Genomic DNA, 22,451 nt, shown 5'->3' with positions numbered 1-22,451 from the left:
TGCTCTTTTTTTATTTTCTATTATATCAAAAGCAGGTCTGGAAAAATCCGAAGATTTTTCCAGACCTGCTTTGTTTTTAGAGACTTATGTCACAGCCTCTTTTTTCGTTTCCTGATGATAGTCGGCGAAACGTGCGCCCAAAGTCAGCCGACTTTGGACCACGCTTATATTTTTAGTTTAGCGGCCACACCGCCATAAAGCGATTAAACTTGGTTTCCCGTTGTGCGATTAACGCAGTCGCCGGCGTAGCGGATAACCCGTTAATGGTCTGGGTAATGGTGGTCACTAACATCGCTAACAAATCCGGCTCCTGATGATTAACAACCTGGTCAACCAGGTGGCGATCCAACAAGGCGCGTGCGGTCATCGGCAATAAATCGATGGCTTGAGCAGGACTTTGTTGGCCCCGCAAAATGGCCGCCACCGACTCCGGTGACGCAACGTTGAACAGTGCGTCGTCCAACATGATGATCCGGTTAACGTTCGCAAACGCTAACGCACCGCCGCTGTGCCCCTCGCCAAGAAACACGACCACGTTAGGTACCCGCAGTTGGCCACTCAACGCGATCAAGTCGGCAATGGCGCGACTTTGACCATAACGTTCCGATTGCGGACTGGCGTCGGCCCCCGGCATGTTGATCAAGCTGATAACGGGAAAGCCAAACTTCTCGGCGTGGCGCACAACCCGGGTAGCGGTTCGGTAACCCGCAACCGTTAACGCGCCGCCGTTTTTGGCTTTTCGACTGGCTAAATCCGTTCCGCGATCGACACCCAAGACGGCCACGGTCGGTCCCGTCACAAGACGGCCAAACCCCGCCGTTAGGGCCGCGTCATCGCCAAGCAACCGGTCCCCCTGTTGGCGGACTAACGTTGGGACTAACGCCCGAATCACGGTCGGAGCGTCAATCCGGTCAGCCGCCCGTAAACGCTGTAAACGTTCATCCATTGTCAGTTCCTCCTAACCCGTAACCGTGTAGCACCGTGCCCAGGTATTCTCGCAGTTGCGGGCGCGTTACCACGGCATCTAACTGACCTTGACGCAATAAGCTTTCCGCAGTCTGAAAATCAGCCGGTAAGGATACCGGCTGGGCCTGCTCAATAACGCGGGCACCGGCAAAGCCGATTTGAGCCCCGCTCTCTGCAACCACCACGTCACCCCGAAAGGCAAAGCTGGCAGAAACGCCACCCATGGTTGGATCGGTCAAAACCGTGATCAGCGGTAACGGTACTGCCGCTAAGCGGGCCAACTCGTCCAGGACGAGGTTCATGCCCACCAAGGCGTACAGCCCTTCCTGCATCCGGGCACCCCCAGAAGCGGTCACGATAATCAGTGGTAACTGGCGGTCACGGGCCGTTTGACTCGCCGTGATCAGCCGTCTAGTCACCGCCGTATTTAAGGTGCCCATCATAAAGTAGCTATCCATAACGGCCAGAACGGTCGGCTGCTGTGCAATCATCGCCGTCCCAATCGTAACCGCTTCGGTGGCGGTGGTCCGGGTCGTGGCCCGCTCAATTTTTTGGTCGTAATTCGGAAAATGAAGGGCGTTATGCGGCCGCTCTGGCATCGCTAACGGCTGAAAGCTTCCCGGATCAACAAGTTGGTCGATGCGGGTCGCGGCCGTTAAGCGGCGTAAATGCTGGCAATACGGGCACTGCTGCCATTGCCCCCACTGGCTATGATGAACGTGACGGCCACACACCTGGCAGGTCGCCCAGGTGCCCGCCTTCGGATAGTGACTCATTTGACCGCCTCCCAACGTCCCAAGCTATGAATTGAAAACTGGTTATCGATGTAGGCCGCGCGTGCCACCGTCGTTTGTAAAAACGGCAAGTCGCTACTCAGGCCACTTAATCGTACCGCTGCCAACGCTCGTTGTAGTTTTTCCACGGCAGCCGACCGGGTCGCACCGGTTACCATTAATTTAGCAATTAAACCGTCGTACATCGTAACGAAGCGATCCCCCGCCCGGTAACCCGTATCCACGCGGACGCCGGTTGGCCAACTTAGCGTCGTAAACAGCGTCTGGCGAACCGGTAAACTAGCGGAGATTCGGGCTTCAATCGCGACACAGTTCGGGTGCAACCCCCGGTCCGCAGCGATTGGTAACGGTTCACCCGCAGCCTCGCGAATCTGTGCCTGGACAATGTCGATTCCCGTTGTGAGCTCAGTCACCCCGTGCTCGACCTGTAAGCGGGTGTTCATTTCCATAAAGTAAAATTGGCCGTTGGCAAAGAGGAACTCAACCGTCCCCAGGCTTCGATAAGCCACTCCGGTCAGTAGTTGACGCGTCAGGGCGTATAATTTTTGCCGTTGGTTAGCCGTTAAAATGCTGGCCGGGCTTTCTTCAATCACCTTTTGCTTATGCAACTGGAGACTACAATCACGGTCGCCTAAAATCAGTAACCCGTCCGCGCTCCCCAGAACCTGCACCTCAACGTGACGGGCGTGCTCCAAATAGCGTTCCAGGTACATCGCATCGTTTAAAAAGGACGCCGCCGCTTCCTTTCGGGCCACCCGCAGTTGTTGGTGGAGCGCCCGGGCCGTCAAAGCGACCCGAATTCCCTTACCACCGCCACCGTGGCTAGCCTTTAATACTAACGGAAAACCGAGCTTGGTCGCAATCGGCTTAATCTTAGCCCACTGTAAGTGGTTGATCGACGTCCCAGCTAACACCGGGACACCTTGCTGGCGGGCAAAGGCCTTGGCCCGGGCCTTATCACCCATCAATTCGATTGCCCGGGCTCCCGGACCAATCCACTGAATACCACATTCGGCACACATGGTCGCGAAGGTCGCATTTTCGGCCAAAAAGCCGTAGCCGGGATGAATCGCATCGGCGTGGGTATTAATAGCTGCCATCAAGATGGCCTCGGCGTTCAGGTACGACTGACTGGCCGGCGCCGGCCCAATGCAGACCACTTCGTCCGCGAGCTGGGTATACCAAGCGTGGCGGTCAACCGTTGAGCAGACCGCCACCGTTTGAATTTTCAACGCCCGGCACGCCTTTATGATGCGCACGGCCACTTCCCCACGGTTGGCGATTAAAAGCTTGCGAAACATACTACCGATCCTTTCGAAGTTCAATGAGCGGTTGATCGTACTCCACGGCGGCGTTATCCGTTACTAAAATGGCCGCTACCGTTCCAGCAACCGGACTTTTCAGCGGGTTAAACAGTTTCATGCTTTCGATTTGGGCCAGTTCCTGACCAGCCGCAACCGGTTGCCCCACCGTTAATTCGTCTGCTAAGTGCACGACGCCGACCATCGGACTTTTAATTGTTGTTAGTTTGCTCGTTGGCGCGGTCGGTTCGGACGACACCGGTTTAACCGGCGCAGACGGCCGCTGCACTTCAATTTCTAAATCGCCGGCCTTAACGCGAATTTGTTGAAAGCCCTCGTGCGCGTACTTCTCAACCAGCCGGTCTAAATCCTTTAAATCCATCGTGCCCTCCTACTTTTTAATCAAGACGGAACCGTACGCTAAGCCACCGCCAAATGCAGTTAACAAGGTCGGACCGTTCACCTGGTCAAAAACGCCGGCCAGTGCCATCGCGACACCGGCGGACGAGGTGTTTCCCAGATCCTCAACGTTGTGTGGAAACTTCGTCATTGGTAAGGCCAGGGTCGCCGCAATTTTTTCAATAATTCGTAAATTAGCCTGGTGACAAATCACGTATTGTAAGTCATCGGGCCGGTAACCAGCGCTTGCCAGCAAACCGCGCATCTGTTCAGGAACGACCGTCGTTGCGAACTGGAAAACCTCGCGCCCATTCTGATAAAAGGCGTCGGTCTGCGGATAATTCGTCGCCGCCACCGTTGTGATCGGTTGCACACGGCCGGAATGGATGACTTCGGGATTACCCTGAGTTTGCAACTTTTCGGCAATCAAATTATTTTCATGCGGGTCCTCGGTTGCTTGTAGCAACGCCCCGCCGGCACCATCACCAAAAAAGACGGCCGCCGTTCGGTCCTTAAAATCCATCATTTTAGAGTTAACTTCGGCACTGATCACCATCACGTTTTGATACTGACCGCTACGAATAAACTTATCCGCGGTTGCCAAGCCGAACGTAAACCCGGCACAGGCCGCACTCATATCAAAAGCAAAGGCGTTACTGGCGCCAACGTTGCGTTGGACGATGCAGGCCGTCGCTGGGGTTAACGCGTCCGGCGTAATCGTCGTGACAATGATCAGGTCGATTGCCGTAGCGGCTAAGCCACTTTTTTGTAATAGCTGCTGGGCCACTTCAGTCGCTAAATCGGAGGTGTTTTCACCGTTCATCGCAAAGCGGCGGGTTTTGATCCCGGTATGACTTTGAATCCATTCATCACTAGTATCCATGATGGTCGCTAATTCGTCGTTGGTCACAATCCGTTCCGGGACGTACTGGCCCATCGCCACAAGTTTTGTATAAGTTGGCATGTTGCCGATTCCTCCGTTTTTCGTTATTAAGTCTATTATGCTAATTTTATCAATAAAAGACGCGCGGTCAAAGCACCGCACGTCTTTTTTAGGTAAATCCTTATAATCTGATTGGTGCGACGGTCGGTTAGTTAATTAATCGGTGCCTCGAACCCCTTTTTAGCCAATAACGGCATCACGTCAACCCGCTTGTCAGTCGGCACCTTCTGCGCAAAGATCCGTAAGCCGGCCGCCTGTAACGCGTACAAGGCGTCAGCCTCCGCCTGACCGATGGCAATCGCGTTGGTGACCATCACCATGCCAGCGGAATACGCTAAGCTGCCAATATCGACCCCGGTCGCACTAAAATCAAGACCGCCGGCAACTAAGCGGGCCATGTTCTGTGGCGTATCGGTCAACACCAGTGGCCGTACGTCGTCAAAGAGCGGGTTCCGATAAATTGCAATCATTTTATCCACCGTAATAACGTTAGCCCGCACACCCGGCGGCGCCGCTTGCACAATTAAGGTCTTGCGCAGCGGGTCGTGAGCCACGACGTCCGAAACCACCAGAATCCGGTTCGGATTGACAGTCTTCGTCCAGACGGTCGCGACCTGCCCGTGCAGTAGCCGGCTATCAATACGGGCTAAGCGAACGTCCATCGTCATCGCGACGCCCCTTCTTCATCCTGTAATAAATCTAAGTGTTTAATCCCGATTTTACCCGTCTCCTCGAGGTGGGCAATCACCTCATCCAGCGGTTTATCGCGGACCGTGTACGCTTCAATCAGCATTGGTAAGTTTAAGCCGGTGATTAACCCCATCCGCTCGGTATTTTCGGCGACGATTCGGGCAGCGGCGTTAAACGGCGAGCCGCCCCACAAATCGACCATGAACAGCACTTGATCATCAGCATCGAACCGATCGACCGCCGCGGTCAACTTTTGAACCAAGGTTTCCGGTTCATCATCCAGCTGAAACGTCACTACCTGAACCTTCTCCTGACTGCCAAAAATCATGTAGGACGATTGAACCACGCCCTTAGCAAATTCACCGTGGCTCACTACGACAAACGCTAACATGCAATCCCTCCTTCTTTTCAGAACGCCTTCACCCTTATTGGTGCAAAAATCATGCCAGTTAGTGTATCAACTGGGCATCACTTGCGCCTGGTGCGTTTCCAACAATTGCACAATGTAATAGTTTTCTGCCGCTGAAAAAGTCAGTTGCAGTTGGTTTTGAATTTGTTGATTGGCCGTCTGGACAACCGGGTACCACGTCGACGTCTTAATGCTAGGTAATTCTTCGTCCGGTGCCGAGATGTCATCCTTGATGGCCGTTCGTTCCAACGCCCCCGCCAAGTGCATAATTAAATCGATGCGAAAGGCGTTACTCATCGTCTCCGTCATGTGATTGGCAATCGTTTGACTGTACTGCCATAAAATCGTCGTTAGCTTACGCGGGTTCAAGAAGGTAAAGTAATCACCCAAGTAACGTTCACATAATTCGGGCGTTAGTTCCTGGTTTTCCACGACCTTACTTTGGGGCGCGTCCAATCCGGTCGCCAGTTGGTCAATAAACTTTTCGCCCCCGCCCTGGAGTAATTCCTCAAGTGAAATGAACGGGACGTCTAAGTCCGGCTTAGCAATGCCAGTCGCCGCAATAATCCGGTAATTCTGGCTAATTTGAGCTAGCCGGTCCGCCATCTCAACCACCGAAACCGGGAAGACACTGATGCCTTCGATAAAATTCTGAGCCAATAGGCTATCCAGAATCGTTTTGATTCGCTCGGCGGTTCCGACCCCGGTTGCGCAAATTGCGACGATAGCGCGCTGTTCGTCAGTGGTGGCCGCCGTGTCCGTCGTGACGGGAGCTGCTGGCTGGCTTTCCGGTAAGCGCCCGCGTGAGATTCGCGAGTACCCTTTAAACCCAACCAGTTCATGAAAAATCGAGTCCAAATTACTGTCGATCAGGCTGGCTTTTCGAACCGCTTCCAGTACAACCGGCGTCGTAACCATGTCAATCGTGCGAATCGCAATCCCGGTTTCGTCCTGAATCCGTTCGCCAAAGGTCGTCAGCGACCCCATGTCAACGAGTAACAAAACACCGTTACCGGCATCGAGCTTTTGTACCCGTTTCTTAATGTGGGTGTACGCCACGTTGGGATCCATATCTAACGGCATGTCGAAGGCCGAAACGTCGTAATCGTCCAACAGTTGTCCGACCACCTGGGTCATCGAAGTGGCCGTACTCATCCCGTGTGCCGCCACTAAGACGCCGACCTTACCGTTTAACTGCATCGATTTTAGTGAGATCAATAAAATAGCCAGGTAGTAAACTTCGGAGCGTGGAATCGGGAAGTGGTAACGTTCCTCCAGTCCCCGTTTTAAAGTCGTTGCCGCCTTAATCTCAGCCGGATATTCCTTAACCATGGCCAACATGTCGGCACTCATCTGGCGCATCGGTTTACCGGCCTGAATCCGCTTGATAAAGGAACTGATGTGTAAACTAACGGCGTAAATAAAGTTATCTTTAAAATTATAGCCGAGCATGTCCTGAATCGTCGCTTGCGCGGTCTTGGTGAAGTCGATGACGTCCTGATCAACGATTTCAGCTAACTTATTTTCCGGTGCCACTTCCAGCTTGGTCTGCTTATAAAAGGACTTTAAGTGTAAGTTAATGTCGGTGGTAATGAAGCGGTTGATGTGCTCCTTATCCAACCCTTCTCGGCGTAGTAGGGCCGCCTTATCACCAATAATTTCGTAAAGGTTATACGGTAACTCGTAGTTGTCGTCCTTATTGCGGACCGGCGTCGGGCCGTCGTTCGGTTTAACAATCAAGACCGGGTCCAGTAATTCCGAAATGGCGCCGAGTTCGTGGCGGTTTGACGCCACCGTCATTAGCCCACTCCGGATATTTTGGGGCAGGTCGTCCATCGTAATCGTAATTTCACTATCATTTTCGATACTGTTGACGAAGCCCTGGGCACAAACTAGTTGGATGTTCGACTTCAACTGACCGACGTTCCCAAACGTGACCGACCCTAGCAAAGCCTGGACCACGTCCTCCGTGAGCTTGATCTGCTTATCGATCCGGTTTGCTTCGAGTGAAAGTAAGGCCTTCAGTAGCTCCAGCCGTTCCTGAGCCGAACGGTTATTGAACGCCGGTAGCTGAATCGTAATCGGAATCCGCCGAACGAAAGTTTGCAACAACGTACTTTCTGGGTCTTCAGTCGTGGCACAGACCAGTCGGACATTGGCATGGTGACTCTTGGCGGTTTCACCCAAGCGCGAATAAGTGCCGTGGTCCATAAAGTAGAAGATCATTTCCTGACCTTCCGGTGGTAACCGGTGCACTTCATCCAAGAAGAGCATGCCACCGTCCGCCTGCTGAATCAGGCCGTCCTTATCCTCGTTAGCCCCGGTAAACGAGCCCTTAACGTAGCCGAATAGGTGTGACATCAGTAATTCCGGGTTATGCGCGTAATCCGCGCAGTTAAACGTGATCAAGCCTTGCGAATCGGTCAATACGTCCTGATTATCCGCAAAGCGATACATCGCGTTAGCAAAGTACGTCTTCCCCGACCCGGTCGGTCCAATAATTAAGGTGTTCAGCCCCCGCGGCGGGTATAAAATAGCCGCCTTGGCCTGTTCAACTTGGTTTGATAGACTTTCATGGGCGCCAATCATCCGGTCAAAGGCGTCCGGCTTGGTTCGGGCCGCCGTGGTTGCGGTTGCTGAAACGCTATCCGAAACGCTACGTGGCGCCCTGGCTGCGTCTGAAACCGGGGCCGTTGTGGGCTGTAGTTCGTAGCGGACCGGTCGTCCAGTTGATTTGATCAACTGACCTTCACGGACCAACGTATTCAACTCCTTACTGACGTTCGAACGCGCCAGCATCAGCCCGTTAGCCACTTCTTCAGTTGTTAGCCCCGCCTGCTTACCGTGCTGGCAAAGGTACTCAAAAATCCGTGCTTTTCTGGTCAACTGCGCCACTCCTTTTCTGACCGAAAATTATCCCATCGTTTTGTCAATTAATTTTAATCTTACCACACAGTGTATTAACACACTATCAATATTCTTGAAATCAACGGCTTTTTTGGGACCGGTTACAGGAGCAATTGAAAAGTGAGCAACCAGACTAGGATCCAGTTGCTCACTCATCATTATTTCAAATAATTGTCGCCCTTACGCTTGAACGACCGCCGTAACACTTGGAAAAAGGTCAGCGACTTGACAATGCGCTCCGGTTCGATGTACTGACGCACCGCCCGTAACACCCGTTTAGGATCCTTCGATGAGAAGGTGAACATCCCATTTTTCTTGGTCTTAAAGGCAAACCGGGGGATCCACTTGCCGCGAAACATCACGGAAACGACGACCCGTTCCACTTCGGTCCACGGAATCTGAATATAATTCTTAACGTTTCGGTCATCGTAAAATTCGAACCCCTTGTCACCGACCATAATCTTGCCATAATCGGTCAAACCCATGTGGGAGTTGCCATCCATGACCAAATCAACTTTGTGATTGAGTGATTGAACCATTCGATTAACTCCATTTCTTTTCTCGTTTACACCGATTATACGGCGCCGACCGCCAGGATGCAAAGTGACGAAAAGGGATGAACTCTGCGAGTCCACCCCTTCGTCCGTGACTCAGACTGAATCACTGCTTACATCACACCAAGCACGTGCATTACAACCCCAAATACGAAGAGGCCTAAGATAATGACGATTGGTGAAACTTTCTTCTTCAGTAACCACATGCAGAGGAAGGTCAAGAGTAACGCGGCCAACCCTGGAATTAAGTCGTTCAAGTTATCTTGCAACGTCGTGGTCTTGTACTTATCAAGTGACAAGCCGGCTTGTTGTTCAACCAAGGCTTTCTTGATGCCTTCACCACCGGAAGGTAAGTTGGCCCAGTCAATGAACGCACCCTTGGATTGCTTGATCGTCGAAACTTTAACCGGACTAAAGTCCACGTTAACCCACCGTTCGATCAAGGCGGCTAAGATGAACATCCCTAACATGGAAGCACCCTTGGTAATATCTTGTAAGATCCCACCAGACATGTCTTCAGTAATCTTAGAACCGGCTTTGTAACCGAATTCCTGTGTATACCACATGAAGCCCATCCGAATGGCGTTCCAAACAACGAAGTAGATGATTGGTCCCATGATGTTCCCGGCCATGGCCAGTGAAGCGGCCAAGGCACCGACGATTGGCTTAACCGTGTACCAGAACACTGGGTCACCAACACCGGCTAACGGACCCATCATCCCAACTTTAACCCCTTGGATGGCAACGTCATCGATTGGCGCCCCGTTAGCACGTTCTTCTTCAAGTGCCAAGGTAACCCCGATAACTGGTGAAGCCACGTAAGGATGGGTGTTGAAGAATTCCAAGTGACGCTTCAAAGCAGCGGCCCGGTCTTCTTTAGTTGTATATAATTTCTTTAATGCGGGAATTAATGAGTATGCCCAACCACCGTTTTGCATACGTTCATAGTTCCATGAACCTTGGAGGAACGTTGAACGCCACCAAACACGCCGACGGTCACTTTTTGATAATTTAACTTGATCAGCCATTTTAGTTTTCCTCCTTCACTAATACTTATCGATGATATCGCCAACTGGATCACCAGTATTGGCAGTACCACCACCGTTACCTGAGCCACCACTCTTTTCAAGGTGTAGGTAAATCAAGGCTAAGGAAATCCCAATTGCACCTAAACCAATCAAAGTAATTTGTGTAACGGCGGCTAAGACGAAACCTAAAGCGAAGAATGGCCACATTTCACGGGAAGCCATCATGTTGATAACCATGGCGTACCCAACGGCAACGACCATCCCACCACCGATTGACAAACCATCGGTCAACCAAGCAGGCATTGCGTTCAACATCGCTTTAACGGGACCAGCGCCAACGGCTAAAATAGCTGCGGCAGGAATGGCAATCCGTAACCCTTGCATGCAGATGGCGATCCATTGCCAAATGTCGATTTTGGTAAAGCTACCTTCTTCAGCGGCTCTATCCATAACGTGAACGATCGCAGTGGCTAACGTCCGGGCGATGATGGTTAAGAGTAACCCAGCAACGGCCAGTGGAACGGCAATCGCGATGGCTGATGAAACGCCGGCTTTACCTTGGCCACCTAAAACTAAAATGATTGCGGAAGCAACGGCAGCTAACGCGGCATCGGGTGCAACGGCGGCACCGATGTTGGCCCAACCTAAGGCAATCATTTGTAATGACCCACCCAAGATCATACATGGGACTAATTGACCGGTTACTAAACCGATTAACGTACATGCCACAACTGGTTGATGGAAATGGAATTCATCCAAAATACCTTCCATACCAGCTAAAAATGAGACCAGTACGACTAGAATTACTTGAATAAAATTCAAAGTCATGATTTAATCCTCCATTTTCTTCTGATAGTTTATTTCTGTTCGTTTAACATGTTTTGTGCCTTTTTCATGATATTATCCAAATTATCCTTACTGTCAGTTGGCACTTTCCGGACATCCATTTCAACGCCCATGTCTTCCAACTTCTTGTAGGTATCGATATCTTCTTGGCTAAAGGCCAAAACTTTGTTTGGTTGAACCTTACCAACTGAATGGGCCATTGACCCAATGTTCAAGGTCTTGATTGGCACGCCACCCTTAATAGCGGTGTAAGCATCTTCCGGTGTTTCGAATAAGACTAAGACCTTTTGACCACCAAAGTGCTTGTCATCCTTAGCAATCTTAATCATTTGCTTGATTGGGATAACGTGCGCTTTGATACCGGCAGGGGCGGCCTGCTTGATCATGCTTGACCGTAATTCGTCCTTGGCAACGTTGTCAGAAACAACGATGATCCGAGTTGGGTTAACGGTCTTGCTCCAAGCCGTTGCAACTTGTCCGTGCAGTAAGCGGGAGTCAATTCGAGCCAAGCCGTATTCCATCTGACCGGGCCGACCGGCGTTGTTAGCAGCAGGGGCCGCAGCCGCAGCCTTGGTTTCCTTAGGTGCTAATTCTTCAGGACGAACCTTAACGCCGTCCTTGGCCGTTTCGATAATGTGACTGGCAATTTCGTGAGCTGAGTTCATCGACAGCCGTGAAGCGTAGGCTTCAATTAACATTGGTAAGTTTAAGCCGGCAACGATCGCCCATTTGTCCTTATGTGCTTCGAACAAGCCGTTGACTTGGTTAAACGGAGTCCCGCCCCAAAGGTCAACTAAGAATAAGACTTGTTCTTGATCGTCGAAAGAAGCAATCGCTTTTTCCAACTTAGCCTTAATGTCGTCAGGGCCTTCACTAGGCATCAACGTAACCGGTTGAACATTTTCTTGTTCGCCGAAAATCATTGAACCAGATTGAAAAATGCCTTTAGCGAACTCGCCGTGACTAGCAATGATAATGCTTACCATCTTTGTACCTCCTATTTTTCGTTACAGTCATCTGAACTGAATAAATAATATCTTAAATCTCCTGTAACGGTTTTATAATACTGAAAGCGCAACCTTAATTGCCCTCACTACTATACATGCAACTTCCGTGCCAAAATACACTAGGGTAAAATAACGGTTTACCAGGCTTTTATATTGATACACTACGCCGATACAGTATTAATTTGTTAAATTTGTGTATCAACAGTATCAATTTTAAGTGAATTTTACGAAACACTATCAACGTTTTAACCAATTCAATACTTCTTAACAAAAAAATAACCGACCAACAGTTACGTCGGCCGGCCACCATTGATTAAATTGCTTGATCAAGCGTTAAGATTGGTGGGTCACGTCATCGTGGGGATCCCGCAAATGGTTCGCGACTAATTCGATCCCACTAAAAATCACGGTAAAGATGAGGGCTAACCCCACCGCCGCTAACGGATTCACCCGTAGTAGACCCCAGCAGAATAACCAGGCGATCACCCAACAAATTAAGCCGTGCCAAACCAGCTGACCCCAGCTGGCCCGCGGCTTATCTTCCATCGGAACACTGACGTTCAGTGATAATAGCGTTAGGCTGACGGCCGCTAACATGAAAATACTAAACAACGGATTCTGATAACTAACCACTCGCGACCAGGCTTGCCCCTGACCAAGCTGCCAACCTAAAACCGCTAAGAGTGCGCCGTTTTCAATAATGAAACTTAGCCGGATATTTTTTAGGTTCCGAATAATCAACCGTTCATCCTTAATTTTTTTCATCATAATCTCCTTACTGGTCACCCGGTGCGACCCAAAAGACCTGGTCCAGCGTTTGACCCAAACGGTAGCAAATATTCAAACATAACTTTAGTGACGGGTTGTACGCACCCTTCTCGATCAGGCTCAGCGTTTGGCGGGTAATGCCGGCCGCACTTGCGAGTTCGACTTGTGATAGGTGCGCGGCGACCCGCAAGGCACGGACGTTATTCTGCACGTTGATTCCTCCCGCAATGTAATATATATATTACATCCTTAGTATACTGCCACCGCCACCGTTTGCCAAGCACAAAAAAACGAGCGTGTGCCAAAAGTCGGTTAGTTGGTGAGCATTAACGGCGTAGGGCAAATAATCCTGGGCTTGGATTGTTGGACCTACGGGGTTAAGCGGAGCCAACTGACTTTTGGCGCACGTTTTAGCTATCAATATTCGGAGACACACAAGAGGCTGTGACTACTGTCACAGCCTCACCGGTTGCCAAGCACAAAAAAACGTCCCAAAACGATAATCGTTTTGAGACGTTAATGTTCATTTAGTGCGGCCAAGAAGATTCGAACTTCCACCGGGTTAACCCCGACAAGATCCTTAATCTTGCGCGTCTGCCAATTCCGCCATGGCCGCATCACAACTCACAAAAAATATCATAACAAAATTTTGTGAGTCTGACAACCCTAATTTAAGATTTCTGAACTTTTACGCCGGTTGCGTCGACCGGTAACAGGTGTAACTGGCCAGTTAAAGTTGGTTCCTGACGTAATTGCTGTTGTAATTCGTTTAGCTGCCCGTAATCACCGAGGGTCAAGACGGTCGGCCCGGCGCCACTGAGGTAGGTCCCCACGATGCCCATTTGGTGGGCCACCTTGCGAATCGTCGCTAACGCCGGGACCAGCTTAGCCCGGTACTGTTCGTGGAACTGGTCGGCTTCTAGTAGCGGTAGCGCCGTCGCCCAATCCTGGGTGGCTAACGCCGCAACTAGCGTATTCGCAATACTGCTACCCGCTACCGCCTGCTTGAACGGCAACTGGGCGGGAAGCGCGTCGCGGCTGGCCGCCGTGAGCAGCTCTTCGTTCGGGACGTAAATGCTGGCGAACAGGTTCGGCAACGGTAATTTAACCGCGTGAACCCGCTCTTGAACGTAAGTGGCAACTACCAGGCCACCGAAGAGCGCTGGCGCCACGTTATCGGGGTGGCCTTCCATCCGGGTCGCTACCGCCAATAAGTCGTCTAACGACCGCCCTTGCCCACTTAACTCGTTAGCCAGCACCAGACCGGCTACGATCGCGGTCGAACTACTGCCCAGCCCGCGGGCCAGCGGAATCGGTGAGGCCATCTGCAAATGGTGCGGGGCGAGCGTTGGCGCTAACGCCAACGCCGTTTTAATAATCAAATTGCGCTCGTCATGTGGCACTTCGTCACCAAAGGGGTGGTCGATCTGCCAGTGCGTACTGGGCGCGATGACTTGCAACGTCAACTGCATGTCGACCGCGATCCCGATTGAATCAAATCCGGGGCCCAAGTTCGCCGACGTCGCTGGAACTGAAATGCTTAACATTGCTGGCACCTACGCATTCTTTAAAACTTTGTAACTTGCTAACAGCTGCATATTATCCTGATCCGCAATGGCGGCGGTAATGTCCGCTAACTGTTGATCATTCATTTCGTGGGTGATGATCACCACGCGGGCGTTGCCGTCACTCAGTTGATTTTGAATAATCCGGCTAAACGAGACTTCGGCCTTCGTCATAATGGCCGTCAGCTTCATCATCATCCCGGGAACGTCGCGCATCCGTAACGCAATGAAGTGCGGGTAAACGACGTCGTGCGGCGTTGCTAGAACGGTATCCTGACGGTACGAATTAAACGTATTGCCAGTCGTATCCAGGGCAATATTTTTCGCCACGGTGGTAATGTCACTCAGCACACTGTTAGCGGTTGGGAGCTCACCGGCACCCGGACCGTAAAACATCGTGTTACCCACGGCCGTCCCGGTCACCATGACGGCGTTATTTTCGTTTTGCACGGTTGCGAGTGGGTGCTGGTCAGAAACGAGGACCGGTCCCACCGAAACGGCGATCCGGTCGTCAATTTCTTCCGCAATCCCCAATAATTTAATGGTATAGCCTAACTGGTGAGCCTCGTTAATGTCTTCGGCACTAATGTGGGAAATCCCCTGCACCTGGACGTGGTCCATCGATAAGCTCATCCCGAAGGCAAACTGGGTCAGAATAATCATCTTGTAAGCGGCGTCCAGTCCCTCGACGTCGTTGGTCGGGTCACTTTCAGCAAAACCTAAATCCTGCGCAGAGCTTAGCGCCTGTTCGTACGTCCAGTGCTTGGTCAGCATCTGGGTCATAATGTAGTTCGTTGTTCCGTTGACGATCCCCATTACCCGCTGAATCTTATCGGCGGCGAAGCTATTATCGATGGTTCGCAAAATCGGGATTCCGCCCGCAACGCTGGCTTCATAAAAGAGGTCGCGGTGATTTTCACGCGCAATTTGCACTAACTCACGACCGTACTGCGCGATTAAGTCCTTGTTCGCCGTAACCACGTGCTTACCCGCTTGCAAGGCCTGGGTAATGTATTCCTTGGCGGGATGGATCGAGCCCATCACTTCGACCATAATTTGAATTGTTGGGTCGGATATCAACGTCTCAATTTGGTCGGTCAGTTGCACGTCTCCCAAGTCAACGTTTTCGTGTTTCTTTAGATTATGAACCACGACGCAAGCGAGTTCCAACTTGCGACCGGTGATTTCTGAGATCTTTTCTTGGTGCGCTTGCAACATTTTAACCACGCCGTTACCGACTGTTCCCAGTCCGACGATCCCAATTTTAATCGTTTTCATCGTAAACCCTCCATTATTTTTAATAGTTAAGCCCATTCTATCGGAACCCCGACCGTTAAGCAATCCTTTTCAAACTAATTTGATGGGCCCCCGACAGCGGCCGCAGCGGTACCGAGCTGGATTCATCCGCCGCTTTCGTCGGTAAAGCTGACCACAGCGTTGACATTGATAAACATAACGCTGCGCGGTTACCCGCGGCTGTTTGGGGGCCGGCGCAAACCGTGAGCCGCCCACCGCGGCCAGTAACCGTTTAAAATCCGAATTACGGTGCTGATAGCCCCGGCCGGTCAAGTGCAGGTGGTAGTGGCACAGTTCGTGCTTGATGACGCCAACTAGAGTCGCCCGGTCAAAATCCGTTAGCATTTTCGGGTTGAGTTGAATGTCGTGACTTGCTAGTAAGTAGCGGCCACCACTACTACGCAGCCGGTGGTTAAAGGTCGCGCGGTGCTTGAACGGCCGCTGAAACGCCGTCAGTGAAATTTGCTCGACCAACCGTTGGAGTTCTGCGTCAGTCATCACTTGGTTCGACCATCGTCAGGGCGATCCGTTGCCGCTGTTCGTCAACCGCTTCGACCCAGACGGTGACGATATCACCGACCGCCACGACTTGGTGGGGATCGTTAACCCGCCGGTGGCTCATTTTAGAGATGTGCACCAGGCCGTCCTGTTTCACCCCGATGTCGACAAAGGCACCGAAATCGACGACGTTGCGGACGGTCCCCTGAAGTTGCATACCGGCCTTTAAATCACTGACCTTTAAGACGTCTTGGCGGAGTATCGGCGTTGGCATGGTATCACGGGCATCCCGCCCCGGCTTTTGAAGACTCGTCACGATATCCTTGAGCGTTAACGCGCCCACGCCGGTCGTTTCGGCAAGTTGGTCCAAATCGAGTTGGTTCAACCGTTGCGCCGTCGCGGTGCCAACGTCACTTAATTTCAACCCGGCCGCGGTCAGCAACTGCTTAGCCGCCGGATAACTTTCCGGATGAATATCGGTATTATCTAGCACGTTGGTGCCGTCAATAATCCGCAGAAAGCCAACCGACTGTTCGTAGGCTTTCGGTCCGAGCCGGGCAACCTTCTTTAATTGTGGCCGGCTGGTAAACTGCCCGTTGGCATCCCGGTACGCGACCACGTTATTCGCAATCGTTTGCGACAACCCCGAGATGTGGGTTAACAGTTCCGAACTCGCCGTATTGAGGTTGATACCGACCTGGTTAACGGCCGTTTCGATCACCGTATCCAGCTGCGCCCCCAATTCTTTTTGCGGTAAGTCGTGTTGGTACTGACCGACCCCGACCGACTGCGGGTCGATTTTGATCAGTTCCGCCAACGGGTCCTGCAACCGGCGCCCAATACTGATGGCGCTGCGTTGCTCAACGTGGAGTTCCGGAAATTCTTGGCGGGCCTTGGCGCTGGCTGAATAAACCGACGCGCCGGCCTCGTTGACGATAACGTAATAAACCGGGCGCGTCAGCGTTTTGAGGACCCCGGCAACGAACTCTTCGGATTCCCGTGAAGCGGTCCCGTTACCGATCGCAATCATTTCAACGTGGTATTTTTCGATAAACGCTTTAAATTCACCCGCGGCGGCCTGGCGTTTTGCCTGGGGGGCCGGCTTATGCGGATAAATCACTAACTTATCTAAAAACTTCCCGTTGGCATCCATCACGGCGAGCTTACAGCCGGTCCGGTAGGCGGGGTCAAAACCGAGAACGACCCGCCCCTTCAACGGTGCCTGCATTAACAGGTGGTAGAGGTTGTCCCCGAAAACCGCAATGGCACGGCTATCGGCCCGCGCCGTTAAATCATTGCGTAGCTCACGTTCAATGGCCGGAGCCACAAAACGCTTGTAAGCATCCTGATACGCCGCTTCGATCAGGTCAGCGGCCGGGCCGCGGTGCTGGCCAATAAACCGGAAGTGACAGTAACGGTCGATAAGCGCCCGGTCAACTTCAATGGCGACCCGCAACACCTTGGCCTTTTCGCCCCGATTAAGCGCCAACACTTGGTAGGATGCCAACCGGTTAATCGGGCTACTGAACTCGTAGTATTGTTGGTAAACGCCCTGTTCGTCCAACGACTTGCCCTTCGGCTTGACCGTCGCAACTAGCCGCCCGCGGTCGTGGGTCGTCTGGCGCACCCAATTTCGTAACTGGGCGTTATCCCCAAAGGCTTCCGCCAAAATTTCGTGGGCACCGGCGAGCGCAGCGGCCGCGTCGTTCACGTCATGGTCCGGATTAACGAACGTCTGTGCCTTAGCCTGAATCCCAGTGGCTGGAAACCGCAGCAGCCAAGCTGCTAGCGGTTCTAGTCCCGCGTCCTTGGCAATCGTTGCCTTAGTTCGGCGCTTTTGCTTATACGGTAAATATAAATCTTCAACGTCCTGCAACTTTTCAGCTGCGTTGATGGCTTTCGTTAAGGCCGGCGTCAACTGATGCTGTTCATCGATTAACTTAATGACGTCGGCTTTACGCCCCTGCAACGCGGCTAAGCGGTCATAGTTCGCCTTAATATCGCGAATCGCCACTTCATCCAAGTCGCCGGTTCGCTCCTTACGGTAACGTGCAATAAACGGGACCGTATTGCCATCCGCCATTAAATCCAGGACGGCTTTAATCTGTTTTGGTTGGTACTGCGTCAATTGACGATCAACTAACGCGATAATTTGTTCATCCATTCTTTCACCCATTCCCTGTCAAATCATAATGCCATTATACCCGTGCCGAACGCAAAAAGGGACCTGGAAAACCAGATCCCTTTTTGCGTTATGGGCTACATGACCATGTTCATAATGCGTTGAACGTTATTGGAAACATGCGCCATTTCAGTTTCTTGCGCCTTTTCCGCCTGGTTAAAGGCGTCAACGTCAATCGTTTGCGTCTTGATATCCAAGCTGGCCGTCATGGCGGCGCAAGCTTGTGCGTACGCATCATACGCGGCAACTAGGTTTCGGTGCCGACCCATTAACCGGACCGGAACGCCAACCTTTTTCAGTTGGTCCAAGTTCTTTTGGTACTGTTCGGTCCCGTCACTAAATTCCATTTGAATATCGTTGAATTCAGCCGGTACCATCGCCGCCACCTGATCATTGTCAATGGCTTGACGCAGTTTTTCAAATAACGGGTTAAGTTGTTCACCCATTTTTTCAGTACTTTCAATCACCTTGGATAAAACGGGCATGTACGTTTGAACCGTTGCTTTTCGCATGAGACATTCTCTTTTCTATTAGTATCGTAACCTTATTTTACCAGTAATGGCACGCTTTAGGCGTTCTTCATGTGACGACGTTGGAAAAACTTCACAATTTCAACAATGATAACCATTGATAAGGAAGCCAAGGCAACGATACCCCATTGGTAAGCGTCTAAGTGGGTCACGTGGAAGAGGTCGTTCAAGCCTGGGACAACGATCGTGATGGCGAGCATCGCGAAGGCAATCAAAATGGCCCAGTTGAAGAACCGGTTTCTAAACAGCCCGACCGTAAACAGCGATTCGTGAATCGACTTGGAGTTGAACGCGTGGAACAGTTGAATCAACCCAAGGGTCGCAAAGGCCATCGTTAGGGCGTCGGCATGCGCTAATGACGCTTGTGCGTGCACCGGATAAGTTAACGCCATCCAGTAAACGAATAACGTGATTCCCCCTTCGAGGAGCCCCTGGTAAATAATACTGCTGAAGACACCACCGGAGAAGAAGTTCGAACTACGGCCCCGCGGTTTGTGCTTCATAATGTTCTTTTCGGTTGGTTCAACCCCCAACGCAATCGCTGGTAAGGTGTCGGTCACCAGGTTAATCCACAAGATGTGAACTGGCGCCAAGATTTGCCACCCTAACATCGTCATCATGAACAGGGTCAAGACTTCCCCTAAGTTAGCGGAAAGCAGGTATTGAATCGCTTTTTGAATGTTGGCGAAAACTTTCCGGCCTTCTTCAACGGCAACCACGATGGTGGCGAAGTTATCGTCGGCCAGCACCATGTCACTGGCACCCTTGGAAACTTCGGTCCCGGTAATCCCCATCCCGATACCAATATCGGCAGCCTTCAAAGCGGGGGCGTCGTTGACCCCGTCACCGGTCATGGCAACGACTTTCCCGCGTTTCTGCCATGCGTTCACGATCCGCACCTTGTGTTCCGGTGCCACCCGGGCATAAACGGAGTACTTGTTTACGGAACGGTTAAAGTCCGCGTCACTCATCGCGTCCAGTTCGGCCCCGGTAATCACCGCAGCGTCGTCACCTTCGTTAATAATCCCTAACCGAACCGCGATGGCTTCCGCCGTATCACGGTGGTCACCGGTAATCATTAACGGCCGGATCCCAGCGGACTTAGCATCCGCCACGGCTTGTTCAACTTCTGGCCGTTCGGGGTCGATCATGCCGACCATCCCGGCAAAGACCAAGTCGGTTTCGAGCGTCTCACTATTAACGGTTTCAGGAATCACGTTGATAATCTTGTAGGCAAACGCCAAGACCCGCAGCGCCTGGGTCGCTAAGTCGTGGTTCGTCGCCAAGATTTGGTCCCGAGTTGCTTTAGTTAACGGACTAACCGCGCCGTCAACTTCCACCTGGGTCACCCGCTTGAGTAATTCGTCGGGAGCCCCCTTAACGGCAACCAAGAACTTGCCGTCATCTAACGGGTGCACCGTCGACATTAATTTCCGTTCCGAATCAAACGGCACTTCACTGACCCGCGGACGGTCTTTTAATAATTGATCGACCGGGTAACCTTGATCGAGATTGTATTGCACGAGGGCGGTTTCGGTCGGGTCACCGGCCAAGCCGTCGGGCATAATTTTAGTATCGTTACTTAAAATCATCACTTGCGCTAAGTGGTTATCGGTCGCCAATTTGGTTTCCCGTGCATCCACTAACTGCTGGTTGAGCACTAACTTTTCAACCGTCATCTTATTTTGGGTCAACGTCCCGGTCTTATCAGAAGCGATAATATCGGTACTCCCCAAGGTTTCAACAGCGGGCAATTTGCGGACCAACGCGTGGCGTTTGGCCATTCGCTGCGTCCCTAAGGCTAACGTGATCGTTACGATGGCGGGGAGCCCTTCCGGAATAGCGGCAACGGCTAAGGAGATGGCCGTCAGCAACATGTCAATTAAGCTTTCGGAACCGCGTAACATCCCGATACCGAAGACGATGGCAGCAATCACCAAAATTAAAATCGTTAGGGATTTTCCTAACTGGGTCAGGTTGGCTTGCAGCGGCGTCGTCGTTTCATCGGCGGCGGCAATCATACCAGCGATTCGACCAACTTCGGTCTGCATCCCGGTTGCCACCACGACCCCGGTCGCCCGACCGTACGTCACGTTACTATTCATATAAGCCATGTTGAGGCGGTCACCAATCGGTAAGTCGCCGGCTTCCAGCGTCTCAGCGTTCTTTTCAACCGGTACCGATTCACCGGTTAGCGCGGACTCTTCGACCTTTAACGAGGCACTTTCAATCAAGCGAACGTCGGCGGGAACGATGTCACCGGCTTCCAGGGCAACCACGTCACCCGGTACCAGTTCGTCACTTTTAACCGTTTGAATTTGACCATCGCGGTAAACAGTCGCGTCCGGCGACGCCATTTCCTTTAACGCGTTGATGGCTTCTTCGGCCTTGGATTCTTGGAAAACCCCGAAGATGGCGTTCAACACGACCACCATTAAAATAATGACGGCGTCGACCGCTTCACCACTAAAGGCGGCAATCAATGCAGCGACCAGCAACACAATAATCATGAAATCCTTGAACTGGGCAATGAACTTCTGCAAAATCGTTGTCGATTTTTGCTGGTTTAAAGCGTTCTTGCCGTACTTCTCCAGCCGGGCCTGGGCCTCGGTTTGCTTCAAGCCGTTTTGATCCGTTTGCAATTCTTCATAAATTGCGGTCAACGGCTGTTGGTACTTGGGTTGGTTTGTCATAGTGCTCCTCCTTATATTTGGGTCCCACTTTCTACCGTGACAAGGTCCCGATATAGAAAATGAGACCCATGTATGCACGCAAAAGTGTGTGAACATACATAAGTCTCACCATTTAAGACAATACCGGATTGGTTTCTTGCTGACGATATTGCCGCGAAGTTCACTCCGCTAGTTACTCCCTTATGATTATACGGTTAGTATAACGGATTCCTGCTAACCTGTCTACTGATAATCTGACGAACCTATTTCCAAAATTCGTCGTAAACGTTAATCGCTGCGTGGCGCTTATGGGCCGTCTTGCGGTACCAATTCTCAATCTTTTCAGCAGCGCTTTCATCGATCGTACCGCCTTCTAGGTACTTATCGATATCGGCATACCGTACGCCTAGCGCGACTTCATCGGGTAACGCGGGCCGGTCGTCTTCCAAATCAGCGGTCGGCACCTTTTCATAGAGGTGTTCCGGCGCCCCCAACTTGGCCAATAATTGTTTACCCTGGCGCTTATCTAACCGCCACAACGGCACGATATCGGCCCCGCCGTCACCGTACTTAGTATAAAATCCGGTGACCGCTTCGGCCGCGTGGTCGGTACCGACCACCGCCCCAGCTTTTTCACCGGCAATCCCATATTGCACGATCATCCGCTGGCGGGCCTTAATATTACCCTTGTTAAAATCGCTAATGGTCAGATCATTTGCTTCCAAAGCTTTGACCATCGCATCGGTCGCCGGTTGAATATCGACCCGGTCAATCACGTCGGCGTTCATAAACTTGATGGCCGCCATCGCGTCGGATTCGTCAGCCTGATTGCCGTATGGTAACCGGACGGCAATGAATTGGTAGCGGTCATCGCCAGTTTCAGCGCGCATTTCACTAATCGCCATCTGCGTGAGCTTGCCGGCTAAAGTCGAGTCCTGGCCGCCCGAAATTCCCAGTACGTACGTTTTTAAAAAGGAGTTCTTTTTTAAATAGGCCTTCAAAAAATCAACGCTCCGCCGAATTTCGGTTTCGGGATCAATGCTGGGCGCAACGTGTAACGTTTTAATAATTTCTACTTGTAATGGTCGCATCGGCT

21 protein-coding genes and 1 tRNA gene are annotated in these 22,451 nt (G+C 51.7%); all 22 read right to left on the bottom strand.

Annotated features, from left to right (window positions below; translation table 11 throughout):
- Positions 1 to 172: 172 nt before the first annotated feature.
- A complete protein-coding gene (locus tag FFM82_RS11595; protein WP_137645969.1) occupies positions 173 to 946 on the bottom strand; it encodes a carboxyl transferase domain-containing protein in 774 nt (257 codons plus the stop codon).
- Entirely contained in the window at positions 939 to 1,742 is an 804-nt protein-coding gene (locus FFM82_RS11590; RefSeq protein ID WP_137645968.1) for an acetyl-CoA carboxylase carboxyltransferase subunit beta, read from the bottom strand. The genes FFM82_RS11595 and FFM82_RS11590 overlap by 8 nt, the downstream gene beginning before the upstream one ends.
- The gene (locus FFM82_RS11585) at positions 1,739 to 3,061 is read right to left on the bottom strand and encodes an acetyl-CoA carboxylase biotin carboxylase subunit (protein WP_137645967.1); all 1,323 of its coding nucleotides are present in this window, start codon (positions 3,059 to 3,061) and stop codon (positions 1,739 to 1,741) included. The genes FFM82_RS11590 and FFM82_RS11585 overlap by 4 nt, the downstream gene beginning before the upstream one ends.
- Before the next feature lies 1 nt (position 3,062).
- Positions 3,063 to 3,443 (bottom strand): acetyl-CoA carboxylase biotin carboxyl carrier protein, encoded by a 381-nt coding sequence (locus FFM82_RS11580; protein WP_137645966.1) that lies wholly within the window; start codon positions 3,441 to 3,443, stop codon positions 3,063 to 3,065.
- A 9-nt stretch (positions 3,444 to 3,452) separates the two neighbouring features.
- On the bottom strand, positions 3,453 to 4,424 hold the full coding sequence (locus FFM82_RS11575) for a ketoacyl-ACP synthase III (RefSeq protein ID WP_137645965.1): 972 nt from the start codon (positions 4,422 to 4,424) through the stop codon (positions 3,453 to 3,455).
- A gap of 131 nt (positions 4,425 to 4,555) precedes the next feature.
- Positions 4,556 to 5,071, bottom strand: coding sequence for a PTS sugar transporter subunit IIB (locus tag FFM82_RS11570; protein ID WP_137645964.1), 516 nt, complete (start codon positions 5,069 to 5,071; stop codon positions 4,556 to 4,558).
- Positions 5,068 to 5,484: a PTS sugar transporter subunit IIA gene (locus tag FFM82_RS11565; RefSeq protein WP_137645963.1), complete on the bottom strand. Its 417-nt coding sequence runs from the start codon at positions 5,482 to 5,484 to the stop codon at positions 5,068 to 5,070. The genes FFM82_RS11570 and FFM82_RS11565 overlap by 4 nt, the downstream gene beginning before the upstream one ends.
- Before the next feature lie 66 nt (positions 5,485 to 5,550).
- Entirely contained in the window at positions 5,551 to 8,388 is a 2,838-nt protein-coding gene (locus FFM82_RS11560) for a sigma-54-dependent transcriptional regulator (RefSeq protein WP_137645962.1), read from the bottom strand.
- 179 nt (positions 8,389 to 8,567) lie between these two features.
- Positions 8,568 to 8,948, bottom strand: a complete 381-nt coding sequence (locus FFM82_RS11555) for a DUF956 family protein (RefSeq protein ID WP_137645961.1) — start codon at positions 8,946 to 8,948, stop codon at positions 8,568 to 8,570.
- 128 nt (positions 8,949 to 9,076) lie between these two features.
- Positions 9,077 to 9,991 carry a PTS system mannose/fructose/sorbose family transporter subunit IID gene (locus tag FFM82_RS11550; RefSeq protein WP_137645960.1) on the bottom strand — a complete coding sequence of 305 codons (915 nt, stop codon included), beginning with the start codon at positions 9,989 to 9,991 and terminating at the stop codon, positions 9,077 to 9,079.
- An 18-nt stretch (positions 9,992 to 10,009) separates the two neighbouring features.
- Positions 10,010 to 10,819, bottom strand: coding sequence for a PTS mannose/fructose/sorbose transporter subunit IIC (locus tag FFM82_RS11545; protein WP_137645959.1), 810 nt, complete (start codon positions 10,817 to 10,819; stop codon positions 10,010 to 10,012).
- Positions 10,820 to 10,848: 29 nt separating this feature from the next.
- Positions 10,849 to 11,823, bottom strand: a complete 975-nt coding sequence (locus FFM82_RS11540; protein WP_137645958.1) for a mannose/fructose/sorbose PTS transporter subunit IIA — start codon at positions 11,821 to 11,823, stop codon at positions 10,849 to 10,851.
- A gap of 354 nt (positions 11,824 to 12,177) precedes the next feature.
- Entirely contained in the window at positions 12,178 to 12,609 is a 432-nt protein-coding gene (locus tag FFM82_RS11535; protein WP_137645957.1) for a hypothetical protein, read from the bottom strand.
- Between the two features lie 10 nt (positions 12,610 to 12,619).
- The gene (locus tag FFM82_RS11530; protein ID WP_137645956.1) at positions 12,620 to 12,823 is read right to left on the bottom strand and encodes a helix-turn-helix transcriptional regulator; all 204 of its coding nucleotides are present in this window, start codon (positions 12,821 to 12,823) and stop codon (positions 12,620 to 12,622) included.
- A 320-nt stretch (positions 12,824 to 13,143) separates the two neighbouring features.
- Positions 13,144 to 13,228: transfer RNA gene (locus tag FFM82_RS11525), tRNA-Leu, on the bottom strand.
- A 55-nt stretch (positions 13,229 to 13,283) separates the two neighbouring features.
- Entirely contained in the window at positions 13,284 to 14,159 is an 876-nt protein-coding gene (gene thrB / locus FFM82_RS11520; RefSeq protein ID WP_137645955.1) for a homoserine kinase, read from the bottom strand.
- 9 nt (positions 14,160 to 14,168) lie between these two features.
- Positions 14,169 to 15,455 carry a homoserine dehydrogenase gene (locus tag FFM82_RS11515; protein WP_137645954.1) on the bottom strand — a complete coding sequence of 429 codons (1,287 nt, stop codon included), beginning with the start codon at positions 15,453 to 15,455 and terminating at the stop codon, positions 14,169 to 14,171.
- 69 nt (positions 15,456 to 15,524) lie between these two features.
- Positions 15,525 to 15,971: a SprT family protein gene (locus tag FFM82_RS11510; protein WP_137645953.1), complete on the bottom strand. Its 447-nt coding sequence runs from the start codon at positions 15,969 to 15,971 to the stop codon at positions 15,525 to 15,527.
- Positions 15,964 to 18,135: a Tex family protein gene (locus tag FFM82_RS11505; RefSeq protein ID WP_137645952.1), complete on the bottom strand. Its 2,172-nt coding sequence runs from the start codon at positions 18,133 to 18,135 to the stop codon at positions 15,964 to 15,966. Before FFM82_RS11505 ends, FFM82_RS11510 begins: the two co-directional genes overlap by 8 nt.
- A gap of 95 nt (positions 18,136 to 18,230) precedes the next feature.
- A complete protein-coding gene (locus tag FFM82_RS11500) occupies positions 18,231 to 18,665 on the bottom strand; it encodes a hypothetical protein (RefSeq protein ID WP_137645951.1) in 435 nt (144 codons plus the stop codon).
- 56 nt (positions 18,666 to 18,721) lie between these two features.
- Positions 18,722 to 21,376: a cation-translocating P-type ATPase gene (locus FFM82_RS11495; RefSeq protein ID WP_137645950.1), complete on the bottom strand. Its 2,655-nt coding sequence runs from the start codon at positions 21,374 to 21,376 to the stop codon at positions 18,722 to 18,724.
- Between the two features lie 242 nt (positions 21,377 to 21,618).
- A complete protein-coding gene (gene nadE / locus FFM82_RS11490; RefSeq protein ID WP_137645949.1) occupies positions 21,619 to 22,446 on the bottom strand; it encodes an NAD(+) synthase in 828 nt (275 codons plus the stop codon).
- Positions 22,447 to 22,451: the final 5 nt, after the last annotated feature.

The sequence above is a fragment of the Lactiplantibacillus plajomi genome (genome assembly GCF_005405405.1).
GTDB classification, from domain to species: Bacteria; Bacillota; Bacilli; order Lactobacillales; family Lactobacillaceae; genus Lactiplantibacillus; species Lactiplantibacillus plajomi.
This window is presented reverse-complemented; position numbering and strand designations above follow the sequence as displayed.